Origin of the sequence: Herbaspirillum seropedicae (assembly GCF_001040945.1) — a bacterium.
Taxonomy (GTDB): Bacteria; Pseudomonadota; Gammaproteobacteria; order Burkholderiales; family Burkholderiaceae_D; genus Herbaspirillum; species Herbaspirillum seropedicae.
Genome location: NZ_CP011930.1, coordinates 1,553,830 through 1,573,162, shown reverse-complemented (window position 1 = coordinate 1,573,162; position 19,333 = coordinate 1,553,830). Strand labels below are relative to the sequence as shown.

The following is a 19,333-nucleotide window of genomic DNA, read 5'->3' as shown; positions in this document are numbered from 1 at the left end:
GGCAGGCAAGCCCACCGGCGTCGAAGAGGAGATTACAGGCCCAGGGCAGCGATACCGGCCTTGGCGATCTGCACGTCTTCCGAGGACTTCACGCCCGAGACGCCCACGGCGCCCACGTAGTGGCCGTCGACCACGACAGGCACGCCGCCTTCGAGCAGGCCATCCAGGCCGGGGGCGCTGAGGAAGGAGACACGGCCGTTGTTGATCATGTCTTCATAGATCTTGCTTTCACGGCGACCCAGCGCAGCGGTGCGGGCCTTGGCCGGGGCGATCTGCGAGGAGATCGGAGCAGCGCCGTCCATGCGTTGCAGCCACAGCAGGTGGCCGCCATCGTCGACCACGGAAATGACCACATTCCAGTTGTTGGCACGGGCTTCGGCTTCGGCGCCGGCGGCGATCTTCTTCACGTCGTCCAGCGTCAGAAACGGTTTGGTTTGCATGTTTGCTCCGGTAGGCATAAAAAATCGAACGCTGATTGTACGGCCAGATCGCTTTTTTGACACCCCGCCAGGACAAACTCGTCGGTGAGAGTTTTTAATGCACCATTTAAAGCACCAGGAAGAAGCCCCTCCCCAGCTCGCGACAGGCTGATCCCGGAAGTAGTGCAAATAGCGCAAATAATTTAGCCAAAAAAAATTTTGCAGCCTCTGTAGGAAAAACACTTACAGGGAGAAGACCGCGAGAAGCCCGCTTTTGCCCCACAAATCATTTCAATTTGACAAGCTGGCATGAAATCAGCTTTTGACAAGACGTAAGATTTACCTTACAGTCCCGCAATCCTATTTTGAGAGGATCCCGATGACCCTACGCCGATCTGACCGAATCCGACGACAAACCGCTCGCGCGTGCGCGCTCGCAGCCGGCCTCTGGATCAGTGCATCGGCTCATTCCGCTGACCTTTCCCTGGCAGCGCAGGATCTTCCCCCTCCCCAGGCAACTTCTCCGCAAGCCCAGCAACTGATCAGCAAGACCAATCTTGCGATCGCCCGCCTGCAAGACATCACCAACCGCGCCTCCGAACTGGCCACCCAGGCCCTGGCCATGCTGGGCATCAATTATCGCTACGGCGGCAATTCGCCCGATACGGGCCTGGATTGCAGCGGCCTGGTGCGTTACGTCTTCAAGGAAGCATGGGGCACCGACCTGCCGCGCACCTCGCTGGAAATCAGCCGCGTGGGCGAAAAGATCGGCAAGGATAATCTGCAACCCGGCGACCTGGTGTTCTACAACACCCTGCGCCGCGGCTTCTCGCACGTCGGCATCTACCTGGGCGACGGCAAGTTCATCCACTCCCCCTCGGCCGGCGGCCAGGTGCGCATCGAGAGCATGGACGAGTCCTACTGGAAGAAGCGCTTCAACGGTGCGCGCCGCATCGCCGCTGGCGAAGAAGAAAGCAAATAAGTAAATAATTACGCAATTCCGAGTTCTGCTTACCAAGCAAATTCAACGAAAAAGGCCGCTATCATCAGCGGCCTTTTTTGTTATTTCTAAAACATCATCACCAAGCCCCTCATTCACCCATCTGCATGGCCTTGAGCTTGCGCTTGATCTCCGGCATGGCCGCCAGCGCCGCCTGCTCGCCAGCCATGATGGCCACGTTGCGGCTGGCGAAGTCGCTGCCCTTCATCGCGCCCAGGCCGGGCTGCAGGACGATGTCGGCGTTCTTGAGCTCATACTGGTTGATGGTCTGGCCCATGATGGCAAAGGTCTGCAGCAGCACATCGACCGAACTGCTGGAGGCAGCCTGCGCCTCGGGATTGGCCGAGATGTTGACCGCAATCACGAAGTCCGCCCCCATCTGCCGCGCAAAGCGCACCGGCACCGGCGATACCAGCCCGCCATCGACATAGGTGTGGTCACCGATCTTCACTGACTGGAACACGCCCGGCACTGCCGACGAGGCCCGCACCGCAATGCCGGCATTGCCGCGCTGGAACAGGATGGGCTGGCCGCTGCGCAGATCAGTGGCCACTGCGCCAAAGGGAATCTTGAATTTCTCGATGGGGACATTGTTGAGGGCCTTGTTGACGTAGTTCTGCACGCCCTCCCCCTTCAGGACGCCGCTGACCTTGGAGAACAGTGGCACCGACCAGTCCGAGATGGCCGCCTCGTCCATCGCCAGGGCCAGCTTCTGCAAGGCAAAACCATCGTTGCCGGCGGCATAGAGCGCACCGACCAGGCTGCCCGCGCTGGTGCCGGTCACCACATCCACCTGCACGCCCTGCGCCTCCAGCGCCTTGATCACGCCGATGTGGGCAAAGCCGCGCGCAGCGCCGCCGCCCAGGGCCAGGCCGATCTTGAGGCGGCGCGGCGTCGGGCTGACCGGCGTCACCGTCGAGGAGGTGGCCGTACCGCCCTCGCGGGGCGAACTGCTGCCCGGCATCCACGAAGAGGTGCCGCAGGCGGAAAGGAAGAAAGTGCTAGCAAGGGCGGCCGCAGCCAGACGGAAGGGAAAGCGCATGAGACGACAGGTGGGAAATGAAGCGCCCTATTCTACTGCAAGCCCGGCCAGTGTCCGGGTCCGAGATGCCAGTGGTGTAGAATGCGCCGCCTGGCTCCAGGCCTTCCTTATGCATCGTTTTGCATCGTCTTGCACGGCACCACCATGAATATCGTCATCAACGAAGAACTGAAACAGTACATCGACCCGCTCACTCCCAACGAATACGCCGCGCTGGAACGCAGCCTGCTGGCCGAAGGCTGCCGCGACGCGTTGGTGCTTTGGGGCGAGGTGCTCATCGATGGTCACAACCGTTACGAAATCTGCAGCAAGTACGACCTGCCCTTCAAGACCATCCAGAATGACAGCTTCCAATCGCTGGAGGACGTGCTGCTCTGGATGATCGACAACCAGCTGGGCCGCCGCAGCGTCTCCGATTTCCAGCGCGGCATGCTGGCCCTGCGCAAGCGCGACATCATCGCCGCCCGCACCAAGGCCGAAGCCACGCCGGCCAAGGCCAGCAGCAGCGAAGACAGCCCGGCCAGCGACGCGGCCGTCCCCGCCGAGGCGGCCCAGGCCCAGGATGATCCCTGGCATGCCGACGACAACACCGGCCGCATCAAGACCCGCGAAGACATCGCCCGCGCCGCCGGCATCAGCAGCGCCACCATCGGCCAGATCGACCGCATCCGCAAGACCGCCGCACCGGAACTGGTGCAGGCCGTGCGCAGCGGCGCCATCTCCATCAATGCCGCCGCTGCCGTGGCCACCCTGCCCAGCGAAGTACAGGTCAGCGCCGTGGCCGGCGGCAAGAAGGAATTGCGCGAGGCCGCCAAGAAAGTGCGCGAGCAGAAAGCCGCCACCCGCACGCCGCGCGCTCCCAAGGCCGAGGACAGCGCCGGCGACGCACACATCCCCTTGGTGGAAGGCCAGGAAAACGAACTCACCGCCACGCTACGCCGCGAGATCAGCGCCTTGCAAACCCGCGTGGCGCAGCTGTCCGAAGAAAACCAGGGCCTGCGCGCCGAACTGGCCCTGTTCAAGGGCAACGCCGACCACCAGGCCTGACGGTACCACGCCATGGCCACCTTCACCCTCGCCCAGCGTGTGGAGATCGAACTGGAGATCCGCAAGAGCCGCTTCATCGGCATCGTCATGCCGGTGCCCGGACGCGAGGCCGCCATGCAGGAAATCGCCCGCATGCGCGACGCCCACCGCAGCGCCACCCACGTCTGCTGGGCGCTGATGGCGGGCGGCCAGTCCGGCATGTCCGATGATGGTGAACCCTCCGGCACCGCGGGCCGGCCCATGCTGGAAGTACTGCGTCACCATGAGCTCGATGGCGTCCTGGCCATGGTGGTGCGCTATTTCGGCGGCGTGAAGCTGGGCGCGGGCGGACTGGTGCGGGCCTATACCGACGCTATCGCCAGCGCCCTCAAACAGGCGCAACGCATCGAACGCGTGGCCCAGGCCGAGCTCGAGATCGGCGTGGTCTATTCGGCCGAGCCGCAGTTGCGCCACTGGCTGGCGCAGCAGAAATACGAACTGCTGGACAGCCGTCACGACACCCTGGCGTACCTCCACCTGCGCCTGCCCGAAGCCGCCCTGGCTCAGGCCGAAGAGGCGATCCGCCGACTCTCTTCGAACGCCGAGATCAAACGCATCATCTGATCCATGCGCTCGCGCAGGGCCGCATCAGGCGGGCGCGACCACAGCATGTCGAACTCGGCCACCAGCAGGTGATAGTCGATCTCGCTCATGGGCACAGGCAGCTCCATCTTCCCTCCTACGCTTAATCACGCGCCGCCAGCCTGCGCGTGAGCATGATGGCCAGGGCCGGCGCGACGGCAAACACGGCAAACAACACCCCGGCGGCCTGGCGCGCACCGTCCACCCCGCCCGGCATGCCCAGGCCCGCCTGGTTGGCGATCAGGCCGGCCAGGGCCGCGCCCATGGCCATCGCATACAACTGCACGGTGGTGATGGCCGAGGACGTCAGGTTCTCTTCACCGGGACGCGCCGCCTGCATGGCCCGCGCCACCAGATGCGGCCAGCCCACGCCAATGCCCAGGCCAGCAGCCGCCAGCGCCAGCACGATCAGCACATCGGCCACCACGCCCGCCGCCAGCAAGCTCGCCGGCAGCAGCGCCGCCAGGGCCAGCAGCCCCAGCAGCATCAGCCAAGGCCCCATGCGGATCATGCGTGCAGCCGCCTGCGCACTGCGTCCGGAACCCACCAGCGAACCCACGCTCCAGCCGCCGGCCATGGCGGCGGCGGCATATCCGGCGGCCAGTGGTGCGTAACCGTGCAGGCTCTGCAGGAAGTACGGCACGAAGATCTCCACGCAACTGGCCATCACCAGCAGGGAGATGCAGGCGAAGACGCAGCCCATCACCGTGGAGAGCCGATAGCCATCGCGTGGCAACAGGCTGATGCGATGGCGCAGGTCGATGCGCGCCACCCATGCGCCCAGTCCGGCGCCGCCCAGCACGCAGGCAAGCGCACTCCAGGCCTGTCCGGTCTGCGCCGCCAGCGCCACCAGCAAGACCGACAGCGCCAGCAAGAAGATGCGTCCCAAGGGCATGGCTTGCACCGCATCGGACTGCGCCCGCACCCGGCCCGGGCCCAACTGCCGCACCACCAGCACGGACTGCAGCAACAGCAAGGGCAGCAAGGCGAAGAAAGCCAGCCGCCAATGCCCGCCTGCCGCAAACAGCCCACCCACGGCCGGCCCCAACAGCGTTGAGACGCCCCACATCCCCGACACCAGGGCGATGGCGCGCGACCACAAGCGCTGCTCGAAGACCAGCGGAATCAAGGCGTAGCCCAGCGAGGCCAGCAACCCGCCGCCGACACCCTGCACCGCCCGTCCCGCCAGCATCCAGCCCATGCTGCCTGCGCCCGCGCACACCAGCGCGCCTGCGCCGAACACCGCCAGCGCCAGCAGGTAAGCCGCACGCGCTCCCAGGCGCGCCAGCAGCTTGCCGGTCAGGGTCGAACCGATGATCGATGTCACCACGAACAGGGTCACGTTCCAGGCGTAATAATCGAGTCCGCCAATATCACGTACCACCGAGGGCAGGATGGTCGTGACGATGTGCACGTTGATCGCATGCATGGCCACGCCGCCAGTCAGGGCGACGGCGCACCAGCCATGGCGGCGGCCCAGCAGTTCGCCCCAGCTGGCCACGCTGGCGGGCTGGGGCTGAGCTTGACGCTGGGCGGGCGGAGCGGAAGAAGAAGTTGTCATGGCGTTTCCTTCACGATTGGAGGGGGCAAATGCTGATCGACTTTTGTCCGGCGCCGGACTATTATCCAAGTAAACTCTTGGTTAATTTGAGCGCATGGTAAAACGTAACGCGCAATTAAACAAGTAAACACTTGGATAAATATGCGACCCGATCAAGCGATACAGAACCCCACTGCCGCCAGCCCCAGCACCGCCGACCGCATCCTGCTGCGCCTGAAGACGCGCGGCCCGGCCTCGGCCAGCGAACTGGCCGGTGAGCTGGAGATGAGCGCCGAGGCGGCGCGCCAGCAGATACAGAAACTGGCGGGCGATGGCCTCATCGCAAGCCGCCAGGCCGCCGCCGCACGCGCCGGGCGGCCGCGGCAGGACTGGGAGCTCACGGCGGCAGGCCACGCCCGCTTTCCGGATACGCACGCGCAACTGACCGTGCAATTGATAGGATCGATACGCCAGCTGTTTGGCCAGGCCGGCCTGGACAAGCTGATCGAGCAGCGCGAAGTGCAGATGCGCGCCGAGTATCAGCAGCACTGCGGCAGGCTGAACTCGCTCCCGCGCAAGCTGGAAAAGCTGGCCGAATTGCGCAGCGCCGAAGGCTACATGGCGCGGGTGGAAAAACACGGAAAGCAATGGCTGCTCATCGAAGACCACTGCCCTATCTGCGCAGCGGCGCAGAGCTGCCAGGGCTTTTGCCGGTCGGAGCTGCAACTGTTTGGAGAAGTGCTGGGCGAGCAAGCCGAGATCACCCGGGAGGAACACTTGCTGGCCGAGGGACGACGTTGCGTCTATCGCATCACCGCGCTGGCGTCGGGTTGAGACGCGCCAGCGGGTGGCCAATGAGGTGAGGATCAACGACCCGTCATTGCTGCCCCAGCCTGCGATACAGCTCATTGGCCCGCACCAGGTGTACGCGCATCGCCTCGGCGGCGGCGTCGCCGTCACCAGCGGCGATGGCGTCCACGATGCGCGTATGTTCGGCCAGGGTCAGCTCTTCCGCACCCGGCGCACGCACCATGGGCGTATAGAACTCACTGGCCCAGCGGAACAGGGATTCGACGATGGAGGGGAAGATGGGATTGCCGCTGATGTCGGCAATCTCGCGGTGGAAGGCCATGTCGCGTTCGATGAACTCGCCCAGGTCGACCATCGAGGCGCGATGCACCGTCACGGTCTGGCGCAAGCGCTCGATCTGCTCTGGCGTGGCGCGCGCGGCGGCCATGCGGGCGGTGCTGGTTTCCAGGAAGACGCGCGCCTCCTTGAGATGCTGCAACATGTCCGGCTTGGTCCGCAGCAGATGCTGCGCACCGGCGGCGATCTGGGCGATCAGGCGCTCGGCAGTGGGATCGACCACCCGTGCACGCTCGCCGTGGGCGATCTCCACGAAGCCGGAGCGCTCCATGGCCTGCAAGGCTTCGCGTACGGCCGGCCGACCCACGCCGTATTGCTCCATCAGGTCACGCTCGGAAGGCAGCTGCGACCCCGCCGGGAATTCACCCTGGTGGATACGGTTCATCAGGCGTTCCAGTACTTCCTGGTATAACTTGCGTCGCTGTATCTGTTCGGGCATGGCGGATGTCTCTGTCTCTAATAGGTTTCGTTGGAGGCGCACTCTACCACAATCCCAGGCCCGGCCTGCGATTGCGCCCTATGCCAAGCCCTCGCGCAGCAATTGCACAAAGGCCTGTCCCGCCCCCGACAATTGCCCGCCCTTGCGCGTGACGATGCCGATGGTCTGCGACATCGACCGCAGTTTCACCGGCAGGATGCGCAGCATGCCGCGCTGCACGAACATCTCCGCCACCGCCGTCGGCAGGATGGATACCATGTCCGCCCCCTGCTGCAACAAGGCCACCGTCACGAAGGTGGAGGCCGTGGCGATGGTATTGGCCGGCATGGACAGCCCGGCCAGGTCCATCTCCCGCTCCAGCACCGCATGCAGGGGCATGTGGCTGGGATAGGTGATCCAGCGGTAACCGGCCAGCGCCGCCAGCTGCAGCTCCTTGCCGCGCGGCCGCGGATGCTCGGCCGATACCACCACCGACAAGGGCTCTTCCGACAGGCTCTGGTAATGGTACTTGCCGGGATGGGCCGAGACGCTGGCGCGCGCCACCAGCAGGTCGAGATGGCCCTCGTCGAGCAGGTCCAGCATGTGCAGGCTGGTGTCTTCCACGATCTCGATGCTCAGCGCCGGATGGCGCCGCTGCAAGGCATCCACCGCCGGCACGATCAGCGCGGGCACCGCCCCCATGACCGCGCCGATGGCCAGGCGCCCGCCCTGCCCCGAACGGATCTGGGCCATCTCTTCGCACAGCGAACCCAGGTCGGTAGCCATCAGGCGCGCATAACGGATCACGCAATGGCCGAAGGGATTGGCAATGAGGCCGGACTTGGTGCGCTCGAACAGTTGCGCATCCAGCATCGATTCCAGCTCGGCCAGCGACTTGCTGGCCGCCGACTGCGTCATGGCCAGGGCGCTGGAAGCCTTGTGCAGGGATTTGTGCTCATCCAGGGCGATGAGCAATTGCAGCTGCTTCATGCGCAGGCGCGACAGCAGGCTGTTGAGACTTTGCGGGCGGGGAGCGGATGACATGGAGGGAGCGGGTGATTCCAAAAAGCGATCACATGATGGAAAGTCTTCACTATACAGCCCATCGGGGCAGACGTATATTCACCGTCAGCCAACAACCCCAACAAGGAGACTCCATGAGCACCCCTCTCTACCGCGGCGTATTCCCGGTCGCCCCGACCATCTTCGACGCCAACGGCAAGCTGGACCTGGAAGGCCAGAAGCGCGCCATCGATTTCATGATCGACGCCGGCTCCAACGGCCTGTGCATCCTGGCCAATTTCTCCGAGCAATTCGTGCTCTCGGACGAAGAACGCGTGCAGGTACAGAACACGGTGCTGGAGCATGTGGCCGGACGCGTGCCGGTCATCGTCACCACCACCCACTACGGCAGCCAGATCTGCGCCGAGCGCAGCCGCGCCGCCCAGGATGCGGGCGCAGCCATGGTGATGGTGATGCCGCCCTACCACGGCGCCACCTTCCGCGTGCCGGAAAAACAGATCTACGAATTCTACAAGCACGTCTCCGACGCCATCGACATCCCCATCATGATCCAGGATGCGCCGGTGGCCGGCACGCCCCTGTCAGCGCCCTTCCTGGCCCGCATGGCCAAGGAAATCGAACAGGTCTCCTACTTCAAGATCGAAACCGCCGGCGCGGCCTCCAAGCTGCGTGATCTGATCGAACTGGGCGGCGACGCCGTGGTCGGCCCATGGGATGGCGAAGAAGCCATCACCCTGATCCCCGACCTGGACGCCGGCGCCACCGGCGCCATGACCGGCGGCGGCTATCCGGACGGTATCCGCAAGATCGTCGACGCCTACTTCGCGGGCGACATCGAGAAGGCCGCCGAGCTCTACATGCAGTGGCTGCCGCTGATCAACTATGAAAACCGCCAGTGCGGCCTGTCCGCCTGCAAGGCGCTCATGCTCGAAGGCGGCGTGATCAAGTCCGACATGCTGCGCCATCCGCAGCCGCCGCTGCACCCCAAGGTGCGCGAAGGCCTGCTGCGCGTGGCGCGCCGCCTGGATCCGCTGGTGCTGAGCTGGGGCAGGTAAACCCGGCCGGGCTGGCCATAGGAAACTGTGGCTGCGCCGAGCCTGGATAAGGAAACAAGGAAATCGCCGCCCCTGGCTGATCCAGGCGCGGCGATTCTTGTTAAGGGTCGCGACGATTTCAATAGGCGCCCCCTTCAACGGGCCTGGATAGGCTCGCTGAAGTAATAGCCCTCTCCATGCAAGGTCTGCAGCGGCAAGCTGCTCAGCTTGCTCTCGCGCCACTTGCGACGCAGCCGGCTGACAATCTTTTCCAGCATGCGCTCATCGAAATCGACATAGGGCTTCCCGAAGACGCCAGCGATATCGCTGCGGCTGGCCAAGTGATGCGAATTGGCCGCCAAGAGCCTAAGCAAGGCCATCTCCTTCTCATTGACCTTCAATGCATCATTGCTGGGCGTGCGCAAGGTGCGCGCCTTCAAGTCGAGCTGCCAGACGCCCGGCACCAACCGACGCAGTATCACGTTGATGTAAGTCATCAGGATGTCCAGCCGCACCGGCATCGGCTCGCAGAAATCAGCACCGCTGTTCAGGCCGAGGATACGACTGGCTATGCATTCATCGGGCGCGGCAATGAGCAGGATGCCGATGCGCGCATTTACCGCGCGCAGCCTGCGCACCACCTCGCAAGCGGGACCAGCCGCTCGTCCCATATCGACGATAGCGATATCGCCCGCACGCGCTGGCATCATGAGCCCGCCCCCCTTCTCCATCGACGAGATCAACGTATGACCGTACGCACGCAGATATTCGCGCAGCGGCGCATTGCACTGCCGCCTGGAAGCGCTCTCGACCAGAAACACTGCAACCATTCAATCCCTCCCCTATGATTGAGATAAGCGAAAAATGACTAACAAAAAACTGATGTCACGAAAACGTCAGCACCGCTACGCTCCTTGAATGAAGCGCATTTACGATGATGCCAGGCAGAAAATTTAGACAAAAAATCTAATTTTTTAAAATTTGTCTTATTCCGTTTGGACAAGTTTTTTTGCAGCGGGGAAAAATTATTGTCTTTGAACAAAGCTTAATCGCGATCATGGCCAAGACCCTGATTCATGTAGCAAAACTATCTGCCCGGGTGAGAGACCAGAGAGGCTCGGACAGCGGCCTTTTCGGGATATCATCAACGATACGTTTTTCGTAAAAGTTCGCTGTCTTTCTCATCGGGTTTTTGCCTACCTGGCCGATAGTTTTGAGGGCAGGAAAAATATTTGCTCCAAGACTATTTTTTCGTCGGCATACTAGTCTTTCGCGGTAACGTTCTCCTCTACATCACGAGGAGAAAATGATCTACAAACCGCTCACCCCCCTCCCCCCCGGCCCCCTCTCCGGCCAACGCATCCTGGTGGTCGATGATGCCGAGGACGACCGCACCCTGCTCTCGGGATTCCTGCTGCGCCATGGCGTGCGCCTCTACATCGGCACCGATGGACAGGATGGCTATCGCAAGGCCCAGACCGTGCGGCCGGACCTGATCCTGATGGATATCCGCATGCCCGGCTACGACGGCCTGACCAGTTGTCGCCTGCTCAAGGCCAATACGAGCACGCGCAATATTCCGGTGATCTTCCTCTCTGCAGCCACGACCACGGAAGAGAAGGTCACCGGACTCTCCACCGGCGCCGTGGACTACATCACCAAACCCTTCGACTTCGAGGAAGTGCGACTGAGGTTGTGCATCCATCTGCGCTCGGCGGCGCGCAGCAATGCGCCCTCGGCCAGCACGGAGAGTGTGGAAATTCCGCACGGGACCAATACCTTCGACATGGTGCTGTTCCAGGCTGCCCGCAAGCTGATGCTGGAAAAGCTGGACCAGACCCTGAGCCTCAATGGCCTGGCCTCGGCGGTGGGCACCAATGCACGTCGGCTCAGCAGCGCCTTCAAGAACTGCGCGGGCGTGACCGTGTTCGACTTCCTGCGCGAAGAGCGCATGAGGGAAGCGCGCCGGCTGCTCTCGGAAACCACGCTGGAGATTGGCGCCATCGCACTGGCGCTGGGGTATAGCAATACGGCCAATTTCTCCACGGCGTTCCGCGAGCGCTTCGGCATGCCGCCCAGCCAGTTCCGCCGCTGACATCCCGCCATGCCAGCCTCGCAGGAACTGCGCCGGGCGCATGGACCCGCGCTGCGGATGATGCGCGCTCTGCTGCTGACATTGGCGCTCGGGCTTGTGCATGCGCCGCGCGCGGGCGCGCTCAGCATCGACTTCGCGCAAGTGGGCGAGGCCGCCACCATCACGTCTGCGCTGTGGCTGCTGCATGACCCCGGCGCCCACCTGGGCGTGCAGGAGGCGCGCGCGCAGCCGGACTGGCGTCCCGTTGGCGTGAGTGTGCTCAAGCTTGGCTACGACGAAGGGGCTTACTGGCTGTACGGTACGCTGCGCAATGCGGCGGAGGTGCCCGTCACCCGCTGGCTGGGGCTGGGTTCGGCGCGCCTGGAAGACGTGCAGCTGCATCTGCTGGACACGGACCATGGCGGCGACGCCAGCGCGCCTGCGCAGATGCAGCAGGCCGGCACCCGCTTTCCCCTCGGGCAGCGCAGCGTGCGTTCCTTGCGCCCCTTCTTTACAGTGACGCTGGCCCCAGGCGAGGAGCGACAGTTCATGCTGCGCGTGGCCAGCGACTCCATCATCGACATCAGCGTGGCGCTGTGGGAGCCCGCCGCGATGCGCCAGGAAGAAGGTCGCGAACTGGCGATCCAGGGCTTCCTCCTGGGCCTGTCGCTGCTGCTGGCGGCCTATGCGCTGGTGCAGGGGCTGGTCTGGCGCGATCGCAGCCTCATGCTCATGGCGGCCTGGCTGGTGACGGCGCAGGCCTATATCTGCGCCTTCCAGGGCTACCTGTATCGCTACCTGCTGGAAGCGGGCAGCCCCTGGATCGTCCATGCTCCCGCCACCCTGGGTTGCCTGGCCACGCTGATCTACCTGCGCATGAGCCAGAGCCTGGTGGAGCTGGAGCAGCTATGGCGCTGGAAGACGCTGTACCGGTGCATGATCCTGGCGCTGGGCGGAGTGACCTTGTGGACGGCGCTGGGCGACTATCGCGACGCCGCCCCGGTCGCCAACGCCAGCGCCGGGCTGTCCTACCTGGCCTGGCTGGCCTCGATGCTGCACGCCTGGCGGCGGCGACTGGACAATGCGCGCATGCTGGTGCTGTCCTTTGCCCTGGCCTGGCTGGCGATGTCGATGAAGATGCTGGAACTCAACGGCGTGTTCGACGGCGACCTGCTGCCGGACTGGCGCTTTGCCGCGCTGTTCCAGATCGGGCTGCTGTGCATGACCAGCGTGATCGTGACCGGCCGCGCGGTGGACCTGCATCGCAAGCACGAACAGATGCAATGGACCATGCTCTACCTGCGCGTGCGCGAACAGCTCAAGCTGGAAAAGGCGGTCGCCGCGCGCACCCAGGAACTGCGCCAGGCCCTGCAGGCGGCCGACGAAGCCAACCTGGCCAAGAGCGGTTTCCTGACCCGCATCAGCCACGACCTGCGCACCCCGCTCACCTCCATCCTCGGCTTTGCCGACATGATCCAGGCCAGCGGCGGCCCGCATGCGGGACACGGCCGCATCATCATGCGCAGCGCCCGCCACATGCTGACCATGGTCAACGACCTGATCGACTATGCCCGCGGCGATCCGCTGGACACCCCGCAGCCGACGCCGCTGTACCTGCACGCCCTGCTTCAGGAGATCGCCCAGGAGGGCCAGGTGCTGGCCCAGCGCCAGCACAATCATTTCACCCTGGACATCAGCCCGGACCTGCCGCCCGTGCTGGCCCTGGATGCGCGGCGCCTGCACCGCATCCTCGGCAATCTGCTGGACAACGCCGCCAAGTACACCCGCGAGGGCCGCATCGGCCTGCACGTGCAGTGGCAGGCCGACCACGCCGACGCCGGCAAGGGCGCGCTGCAGATCGAGGTCAGTGATACCGGATGCGGCATTGCGCCGCAGTTCCAGTCACGCATCTTCGAACCCTTCGAGCGCGCCGACGCCGACCGCCGGCAACCCGGCATCGGCATGGGCCTGGCCATCGTCAGGCTATGGGTGCAGCGCATGGGCGGCAGTATTGTGCTGGAGAGCCAGCCAGGCATGGGCACCCGCATGCACCTGCAACTGCCGGCCGAGCGGGGATCGGAACAGGATATCGCCAGCCATCACGTGCAGGAGCACAGCAGTACGCGCGTACTCATCGATGGCGCTGGCCGCCAGGTGGTGGTGGTGGAAGACAGTCCGGAAATCGCCCGCTTGCTGTCAGACCAGTTGAGCAGCCTGGGCTTCGCGGTGAGCGTGTTCGGCGATGGCGAAACCGCCATCGCCCACCTGTCCGCGCTGACCATGGACCAGGAAGCCCCCGCACTGGTGCTGACCGACTACCTGCTGCCCGGCGTACATGGCGGCGCCGTGTTGCAGGCGGCGCGCCGCCTGCTGCCGGAAGTGCCGGTGCTGCTGCTGTCGGCCACCCTGCATGCCTGCGAGGTCGAGCTTGACGGGGATCTGCGCTTTGACGGCAGCCTGCTCAAGCCGGTCAACTTCAGCGAGCTGCAAGAGATGATCGCGCAACTGCTGCAATTGCCATTGCTGGGAAGCACCGCCAGCAGCGCCAGCAGCGGCGGCAGCGTCGGCGAGGTCGTGGCCATGCCACCCGAGGCGCTGTTGCAGGCGGCCCTGGCGATGATTGCGGACGGGGCGGTATCCGACCTGATCGACTGGTGCGAAACGCTGGGTCATGAACATCCCCAGTGCAGCCAGTTCCAGGCGCAGGCGCTTGAGCAGATCTCGCAGGGCCATCTGGCGAGATTGCGCGCCATGTGCGAGCAGGCGCTCAGCGAGCGCACGGCATCGGCCGCCATCTGAGGCAGGGTCGGCAACGGCGGCGGCGTTCAGTCCCGCAGTCGCCCGCTGGCCAGGTCGATACGGCCGTCCACTTCGCCTCGCTGCTGGTAGGCCTGGGCATTGCGCTGGTTGATCTGGTACTGCTCCTCGGCATGCTGGTAGGCCAGTTGCTCCTTGGGCGAGCGGCTACAGCCGGTCAGCAGCAGGAGAGACATGAGGGGGAGCAGGAGTAGCAGAATTGCCGGTTTGGCATTCATGATCGTCTCCGTTTTATATTTCTGTGCGGAAATATACTCCTCACAAAGTCTCACCACAAGCCCTATCGGCCCATCCTGCGCACACCGGACAGTGCTGCTGCAACGCCGCCGCTACTGGCGCGCCCCGATCCAGTCCCAGCAATCGGCGGCGTTCATGGGCCGGGCAATGCCAAAGCCCTGCCCGAAGTCACAGCCCAGATGCTGCAGGATGCGCCGGGTCTTTTCGTTCTCCACCCCTTCGGCCACCACCGCGAAGCCCAGCCGCTGGCCCAGGTGGATCATCGAGGGGACGATCTGCTGGTCGGAGTAGTCGCTTTCCATGCGCAGGATGAAGGACTGGTCCAGCTTCAGGTAATCGGCCGGAATATGCTTGAGATAACTGAGGTTGCTGAAGCCGGCACCGAAGTCATCGATGGCCACCTTCACCCCCAGCCGCTTGATTTCCTGGATGCGGCCATAGAGCTTTTCGGGATTGCGGCTCATCGCGCTCTCGGTGAACTCGATCTCGATCAGCCCGGCCGGAATGCGGTGCTGCTCCAGCAAGCGTCCCAACAGCTGCAGCAAGTCGTCATTGTCGAAGTCGCGCGCCGAGACATTGATGGCCACCGGAATGGCCACGCCACGCCGCGCCCAGGCGGTGGCCTGCTCGATGCCCCGTTGCAGCACCCACAGCGTCACCTGGCGGATCAGCGCAGTCTTTTCCGCCAGCGGGATGAACAAGGCCGGCGAGATCACCCCATGGATCGGATGACGCCAGCGCAACAGCGCTTCCACACCGGCGCAGCGGCCCGTGGACAGGGACACCTTGGGCTGGAACTCCAGCCACAGCTGGTCGGTGCTCAGCAAGGCTGCCGGAATCGAGGAGAGCAGTTCGAAACTGTGCTTTTGCATCTGCCCCAGCGGCTGCTCATACTGGCATTGCAGATGGCCGTCCGCGCGCGCCACGTCAGCCGCCGTCAGCAGCGACGGCACCAGTTCGGCCGCATCCGGACACTGGCTCAGCGGCACGATGCCCACCGAGACTTCCAGATGATGCGGAATGCCCTGATGCTCGACCGTGGCCGCGAAAGCCTGGCGGATTCGGTCGGCCTGGTCCTGCCAGCGATCGCATCGATCCAGGTAGGCGAAGCTGGTGGCGCCGATGCGATAGAGCGCCATCTCACCCAGCGCCTGGCACAGCCGCTCCTTGGCCTGGATCAGGAAACCCTCTACGTAATCCCAGCCCAGCGCCTTGACCATGTCGGTCAGGTAGGTATGGTCACAGACATCCACCGCCACCGCCGCCAGGCGGCGCGGCAACTCATCGAGCCCGGCCAGCCCGGTCGCGTGCGCCTGCATGAGCTGCACGTCGGCCACCAGGCGACTGCGATTGGGCAAGGAGGTGAGACTGTCCACATAGCTGCCCATGCGCAGCATGTCCAGGCGCGCCATCACGATGGCGGCCAGACGTTCCAGCCTGTCCTGATCGACCTCGCTGAATTGGCTGCGCGGCGATTTGCCGATCAGGCACAAGGTCCCCAGGGCCACGCCATCGGCGGTGCGCAGCGCCGCTCCCGCATAGAAGCGGATGCCGGGCTCGCCCAGCACCAGAGGATTGCCGGCGAAGCGCTCATCCTGCCGGGCATCGGGAATGACCATCGTCTGCGCCTGCACGATGGCATGCGCACAGAAGGATTGCGAGCGTGGCGTACCGGGTGCATCCAGGCCCCGGCGCGACTTGAACCACTGGCGATGCTCGGCCACCAGTGAGACCAGCGCGATCTCGACATCGAACAGCCGCGTCGCCAGTTCAGTGATCATGTCGCACAAGGGATCGGGCTGGGTGTCGAGCAGGCAGTAGGCATCGAGCACGGCCAGGCGCTGCTGCTCGGCAGCATCGAGCGGCAGCGGGGGTGTCAGCAAAGGGGACTGTTTCAGGAGATCAGCATGCATGTAGGCCTTAGAAGGTAACCCATTCATCGGCATCGGCCGAACTCAGACGGCTGCCCGAAGCGGGCGCCGGGTGCATCGGACTGGCCGACGGACTGGCCGACGGACCGACCGGCGAGGGCAGCCTGGACGAACGCGTCGCCGGCCTCACCCCGGATCTGGACGCGGCGACACTGGCCGGCGCTGGCTCGGGTGCGACCTCCAGCGCCTGGCCAGCCTCCAGACGGAACACGCTGACCGCCTGCGCCAGTTCCTGCGCCTGTTCCTGCAGGGATTGGGAGGCCGCAGCCGCCTGCTCCACCAGGGCCGCGTTCTGCTGGGTCACCTGGTCCATCTGGCCCACGGCCTGGCTGACCTGTTCGATGCCCGAGCGCTGCTCTTCACCGGCGGCGCTGATCTCATTGATCATGTTGGTCACGCGCTGCACGCTCTCGACGATCTCGCGCATGGTGTCGCCGGCCTCATTGACCAGCAGGCTGCCAGACTCGACCTTGGCCACCGAATCGCTGATGAGGGCCTTGATCTCCTTGGCCGCCGCCGCCGAACGCTGGGCCAGGCTGCGCACCTCGCTGGCCACGACCGCAAAACCGCGCCCCTGCTCGCCAGCGCGCGCCGCTTCCACCGCCGCGTTCAAGGCCAGGATATTGGTCTGGAAGGCGATGCCATCGATGACGCTGATGATGTCCACGATCTTGCGCGAGGAATCATTGATCTCTTCCATCGTATCGACCACCCGGGCCACCACCCCGCCGCCGCTGCTGGCGATGTCGGAGGCAGCCTGCGCCATGCGGTTGGCTTCGCGGGCGTTGGCGGTGTTCTGTTGCACGGTGCTGGTCAGTTCTTCCATGGACGAGGCCGTCTCTTCCAGCGAGCTGGCCTGCTGTTCGGTACGGGAAGACAAATCCAGGTTACCGGTCGCGATCTCGGAGGAGGCCGTGGCGATCATCTCGGTGCCGCGCCGCACGCCGGAGACGATGCGCACCAGGCTTTCATTCATGTCCTTGAGCGCGCCCAGCAGTGCGCCGGTTTCATCCCGCGAGCGCACCTCGATGCGCGCAGTCAGGTCGCCCGAGGCGACCCGGCGCGCCAGTTGCACCGCCAGCGCCAGCGGACGGGTGATATTGTTGGCCAGCCACCAGGCCAGCAGCACGGCCAGCATCAGGGCGATGGCGCCGCCGCCGATGAGGGTGGTGCTGGTCACAGACCGCAACGCCGCAGCTTCCTCGGCGCGCTCGCCCAGCAGCGCGGATTCGGTACGGTCCAGATCATCGAGCAGCACGCGCATGCTGTCCATCTGGCTCTTGCCCTTGCCCGCCTGCTCGAAGGCGACCACGGCGGCCATCTGCTCGCGCCCTTCGCGCACGGCGCGGCGCAACTCGATGGCCGGGTCGATGGCCGACTTGAGCCAGCGCTGCTCGCTGTCCGACAGCTCCTGCAGGCGCTGCTGCTGCAAGGTGTTATCGCTCGTCAGAGTGCGCGTCTTTTCCAGCGCAGTCTTGAAGGTGGTCATGCCCAGGTGATACGGTTCCAGCGAAGCATCGATGCCCGAGAGCGAAAAACCGCGTTGCCCCGTCTCGATGTTGATCAGGCTCTCGGCCATGGCGCGCAACTGGGCGCGCACTTCATAGGTGTGCACGTTGAGCTCGTTGGCCGCGCCCAAACGCGCAAAATTGGTATAGGCCACGCTGACGAGGATGACGAGGATGGCGGCGACCAAGCCAAAGCCCATGTAGAGCCGGGTACCGATTTTCAGGTCCGCAAGTTTCATGACGGTTCTTTCTTGTTGTGATGGATGCAAGGTTTCTCAGGGGGCCAGCCAGGGTGGCTGGTCTTTATGTCAGACAAACACGACACAATCGTACAAATACGTGACATACTCTCCCAAAAAATCACGGAACAGATCGTATCGCCGTTTTGTCTATCCGCAATTATCGATATGCACCGCTTTTGAACGGGTACATATAAGAAAAATCCGTATTTTCCAAAATTTTTTCTATTGCAAACATGACAAGCAATTCACCCACCGATCCCGACGAGCTCAACGAACTCCCGCTGCTGCGCCCCGGCGCGGTAGCCCGCCAGCTGGGCATGTCGGTGGAGACCTTGCGGGCCTGGGAGAACCGTTATGGCCTGACCTCATCGCATCACAGCGGCGGCGGCCAGCGGCTTTATTCGCAGGAAGATGTACAGCGCCTGGCGCACATCAAGCGCCTGGTGGACGAAGGGCATCGGATCGGCCAGTTGGCCGCGCTGCCGCTGGAAGCGCTCAAATCCCTGGACCCGAGTCCGGAGGCCGCCGGGCCGGCTGGCCAAACGACCCTGGCCGGCCTGCGCCTGGTGCTGGCCGGCCCCTGGATCAGCAGCACGGGCTGCATCGAGGCGCTGCGCCAGCAACAGGCCAGCGTGAGCGCTGCGGTCCAGGACCTGGAAGAACTGCGGCAATCCAGCCTGGGCCTGGACACCGGTGTGGCGCTGCTGCTGGTGGAAAGCGCGGTGCTGGACCCTGGCCTGGGCGGCAGGATGGAGAGCGTGCGGCGCAGTTTCGCCAGCGCCCGCGTCGTCATCCTCTATCGCTTTGGCTCGCCGGAGATGGTGGCGCGGCTGACCCAGGCCGGCCATCAGCTGGTGCGCAAGCCCATGGACGGCATCGATCCGGCCTGGCTGTGCGAACTGGTGCGACGCCTGGACCTGCCGCCCGGCGAGGTACAGATGGACAGCCCCGACGTACCCGCCCCGCGCTTCAGCGAAGCCGAACTGGCGCAGGTCTCGCAAGCCTCCACACGCATGCAGTGCGAATGCCCGCGTCACCTGGCCGAGCTGTTGACCGCCCTGGTCGGCTTTGAACGCTACAGCCGCCAGTGCGAAGACGAATCCGAAGAAGAAGCCGCCCTCCACCGTGAGCTATGCCTGGCCGCTGGCCGCGCGCGCTTGCCACTGGAAGAGACCTTGCAGCGGCTGGCGCAGGTCAAGGGCATCAGCCTGCCCTCGGGCCAATAAAAAGGCGC

At 64.4% G+C, this 19,333-nt stretch carries 18 protein-coding genes; 8 read left to right on the top strand and 10 right to left on the bottom strand.

Annotated features, from left to right (window positions below; translation table 11 throughout):
• Positions 1-32: 32 nt before the first annotated feature.
• Positions 33-440 (bottom strand): GlcG/HbpS family heme-binding protein, encoded by a 408-nt coding sequence (locus tag ACP92_RS06885; RefSeq protein WP_013233398.1) that lies wholly within the window; start codon positions 438-440, stop codon positions 33-35.
• A 358-nt stretch (positions 441-798) separates the two neighbouring features.
• On the opposite strand from ACP92_RS06885, the gene ACP92_RS06880 reads away from it, so the two are divergent.
• Complete coding sequence (locus tag ACP92_RS06880) at positions 799-1,401, top strand: C40 family peptidase (protein ID WP_013233397.1); 603 nt, start codon at positions 799-801, stop codon at positions 1,399-1,401.
• A gap of 109 nt (positions 1,402-1,510) precedes the next feature.
• On the opposite strand, the gene ACP92_RS06875 is transcribed toward ACP92_RS06880, so the two are convergent.
• A complete protein-coding gene (locus ACP92_RS06875; RefSeq protein ID WP_013233396.1) occupies positions 1,511-2,461 on the bottom strand; it encodes a patatin-like phospholipase family protein in 951 nt (316 codons plus the stop codon).
• Between the two features lie 144 nt (positions 2,462-2,605).
• Between ACP92_RS06875 and ACP92_RS06870 the strand changes: the two genes are divergently transcribed.
• Both ACP92_RS06870 and ACP92_RS06865 read left to right on the top strand, forming a co-directional pair.
• The gene (locus ACP92_RS06870; RefSeq protein ID WP_041310380.1) at positions 2,606-3,508 is read left to right on the top strand and encodes a hypothetical protein; all 903 of its coding nucleotides are present in this window, start codon (positions 2,606-2,608) and stop codon (positions 3,506-3,508) included.
• Between the two features lie 12 nt (positions 3,509-3,520).
• Positions 3,521-4,111, top strand: coding sequence for an IMPACT family protein (locus ACP92_RS06865; protein WP_013233394.1), 591 nt, complete (start codon positions 3,521-3,523; stop codon positions 4,109-4,111).
• Here ACP92_RS06865 and ACP92_RS24820 read toward each other — a convergent pair.
• Together ACP92_RS24820 and ACP92_RS06860 are read right to left on the bottom strand one after the other, a co-directional pair.
• On the bottom strand, positions 4,051-4,218 hold the full coding sequence (locus tag ACP92_RS24820) for a hypothetical protein (protein ID WP_167578382.1): 168 nt from the start codon (positions 4,216-4,218) through the stop codon (positions 4,051-4,053). The two genes, ACP92_RS06865 and ACP92_RS24820, sit on opposite strands and share 61 nt — an antisense overlap.
• 14 nt (positions 4,219-4,232) lie before the next feature.
• A complete protein-coding gene (locus tag ACP92_RS06860; protein WP_013233393.1) occupies positions 4,233-5,690 on the bottom strand; it encodes an MFS transporter in 1,458 nt (485 codons plus the stop codon).
• 141 nt (positions 5,691-5,831) lie between these two features.
• On the opposite strand from ACP92_RS06860, the gene ACP92_RS06855 reads away from it, so the two are divergent.
• Positions 5,832-6,503 (top strand): helix-turn-helix transcriptional regulator, encoded by a 672-nt coding sequence (locus ACP92_RS06855; RefSeq protein ID WP_013233392.1) that lies wholly within the window; start codon positions 5,832-5,834, stop codon positions 6,501-6,503.
• 43 nt (positions 6,504-6,546) lie between these two features.
• Here ACP92_RS06855 and ACP92_RS06850 read toward each other — a convergent pair whose 3' ends face one another.
• Both ACP92_RS06850 and ACP92_RS06845 read right to left on the bottom strand, forming a co-directional pair.
• On the bottom strand, positions 6,547-7,254 hold the full coding sequence (locus ACP92_RS06850) for a transcriptional regulator NanR (protein ID WP_013233391.1): 708 nt from the start codon (positions 7,252-7,254) through the stop codon (positions 6,547-6,549).
• A gap of 78 nt (positions 7,255-7,332) precedes the next feature.
• Positions 7,333-8,277: a LysR family transcriptional regulator gene (locus ACP92_RS06845; protein ID WP_041310377.1), complete on the bottom strand. Its 945-nt coding sequence runs from the start codon at positions 8,275-8,277 to the stop codon at positions 7,333-7,335.
• Positions 8,278-8,390: 113 nt separating this feature from the next.
• Here ACP92_RS06845 and ACP92_RS06840 point away from each other — a divergent pair, with 113 nt between their 5' ends.
• Complete coding sequence (locus ACP92_RS06840; RefSeq protein WP_013233389.1) at positions 8,391-9,311, top strand: dihydrodipicolinate synthase family protein; 921 nt, start codon at positions 8,391-8,393, stop codon at positions 9,309-9,311.
• A gap of 134 nt (positions 9,312-9,445) precedes the next feature.
• Here the strand turns inward: ACP92_RS06840 and ACP92_RS06835 are convergent, their stop codons facing one another.
• Positions 9,446-10,120, bottom strand: a complete 675-nt coding sequence (locus ACP92_RS06835) for a response regulator transcription factor (RefSeq protein WP_013233388.1) — start codon at positions 10,118-10,120, stop codon at positions 9,446-9,448.
• A 476-nt stretch (positions 10,121-10,596) separates the two neighbouring features.
• Between ACP92_RS06835 and ACP92_RS06830 the strand changes: the two genes are divergently transcribed.
• Positions 10,597-11,385 (top strand): response regulator transcription factor, encoded by a 789-nt coding sequence (locus tag ACP92_RS06830; RefSeq protein WP_013233387.1) that lies wholly within the window; start codon positions 10,597-10,599, stop codon positions 11,383-11,385.
• Positions 11,386-11,442: 57 nt separating this feature from the next.
• Positions 11,443-14,163 carry a hybrid sensor histidine kinase/response regulator gene (locus ACP92_RS06825; protein WP_244273914.1) on the top strand — a complete coding sequence of 907 codons (2,721 nt, stop codon included), beginning with the start codon at positions 11,443-11,445 and terminating at the stop codon, positions 14,161-14,163.
• Between the two features lie 26 nt (positions 14,164-14,189).
• Here ACP92_RS06825 and ACP92_RS06820 read toward each other — a convergent pair whose 3' ends face one another.
• From ACP92_RS06820 to ACP92_RS06810, 3 genes are all read right to left on the bottom strand, one after another.
• Complete coding sequence (locus tag ACP92_RS06820) at positions 14,190-14,357, bottom strand: hypothetical protein (RefSeq protein ID WP_167578368.1); 168 nt, start codon at positions 14,355-14,357, stop codon at positions 14,190-14,192.
• A 153-nt stretch (positions 14,358-14,510) separates the two neighbouring features.
• Positions 14,511-16,301 carry a putative bifunctional diguanylate cyclase/phosphodiesterase gene (locus tag ACP92_RS06815; RefSeq protein WP_232284910.1) on the bottom strand — a complete coding sequence of 597 codons (1,791 nt, stop codon included), beginning with the start codon at positions 16,299-16,301 and terminating at the stop codon, positions 14,511-14,513.
• A 37-nt stretch (positions 16,302-16,338) separates the two neighbouring features.
• Entirely contained in the window at positions 16,339-18,096 is a 1,758-nt protein-coding gene (locus ACP92_RS06810) for a methyl-accepting chemotaxis protein (RefSeq protein WP_013233384.1), read from the bottom strand.
• Between the two features lie 236 nt (positions 18,097-18,332).
• Between ACP92_RS06810 and ACP92_RS06805 the strand changes: the two genes are divergently transcribed.
• Positions 18,333-19,325, top strand: a complete 993-nt coding sequence (locus ACP92_RS06805) for a MerR family transcriptional regulator (protein WP_013233383.1) — start codon at positions 18,333-18,335, stop codon at positions 19,323-19,325.
• The last annotated feature ends 8 nt before the right edge of the window (positions 19,326-19,333 follow it).

Coding starts and splice junctions, on each gene's coding strand:
- ACP92_RS06885 (WP_013233398.1), bottom strand. CDS start 440: ATGCAAACCAAACCGTTTCTGACGCTGGACGACGTGAAGAAGATCGCC.
- ACP92_RS06845 (WP_041310377.1), bottom strand. CDS start 8,277: ATGTCATCCGCTCCCCGCCCGCAAAGTCTCAACAGCCTGCTGTCGCGC.
- ACP92_RS06810 (WP_013233384.1), bottom strand. CDS start 18,096: ATGAAACTTGCGGACCTGAAAATCGGTACCCGGCTCTACATGGGCTTT.
- ACP92_RS24820 (WP_167578382.1), bottom strand. CDS start 4,218: ATGGAGCTGCCTGTGCCCATGAGCGAGATCGACTATCACCTGCTGGTG.
- ACP92_RS06855 (WP_013233392.1), top strand. CDS start 5,832: ATGCGACCCGATCAAGCGATACAGAACCCCACTGCCGCCAGCCCCAGC.
- ACP92_RS06805 (WP_013233383.1), top strand. CDS start 18,333: ATGACAAGCAATTCACCCACCGATCCCGACGAGCTCAACGAACTCCCG.
- ACP92_RS06835 (WP_013233388.1), bottom strand. CDS start 10,120: ATGGTTGCAGTGTTTCTGGTCGAGAGCGCTTCCAGGCGGCAGTGCAAT.
- ACP92_RS06825 (WP_244273914.1), top strand. CDS start 11,443: ATGATGCGCGCTCTGCTGCTGACATTGGCGCTCGGGCTTGTGCATGCG.
- ACP92_RS06875 (WP_013233396.1), bottom strand. CDS start 2,461: ATGCGCTTTCCCTTCCGTCTGGCTGCGGCCGCCCTTGCTAGCACTTTC.
- ACP92_RS06830 (WP_013233387.1), top strand. CDS start 10,597: ATGATCTACAAACCGCTCACCCCCCTCCCCCCCGGCCCCCTCTCCGGC.
- ACP92_RS06850 (WP_013233391.1), bottom strand. CDS start 7,254: ATGCCCGAACAGATACAGCGACGCAAGTTATACCAGGAAGTACTGGAA.
- ACP92_RS06870 (WP_041310380.1), top strand. CDS start 2,606: ATGAATATCGTCATCAACGAAGAACTGAAACAGTACATCGACCCGCTC.
- ACP92_RS06820 (WP_167578368.1), bottom strand. CDS start 14,357: ATGTCTCTCCTGCTGCTGACCGGCTGTAGCCGCTCGCCCAAGGAGCAA.
- ACP92_RS06880 (WP_013233397.1), top strand. CDS start 799: ATGACCCTACGCCGATCTGACCGAATCCGACGACAAACCGCTCGCGCG.
- ACP92_RS06860 (WP_013233393.1), bottom strand. CDS start 5,690: ATGACAACTTCTTCTTCCGCTCCGCCCGCCCAGCGTCAAGCTCAGCCC.
- ACP92_RS06840 (WP_013233389.1), top strand. CDS start 8,391: ATGAGCACCCCTCTCTACCGCGGCGTATTCCCGGTCGCCCCGACCATC.
- ACP92_RS06865 (WP_013233394.1), top strand. CDS start 3,521: ATGGCCACCTTCACCCTCGCCCAGCGTGTGGAGATCGAACTGGAGATC.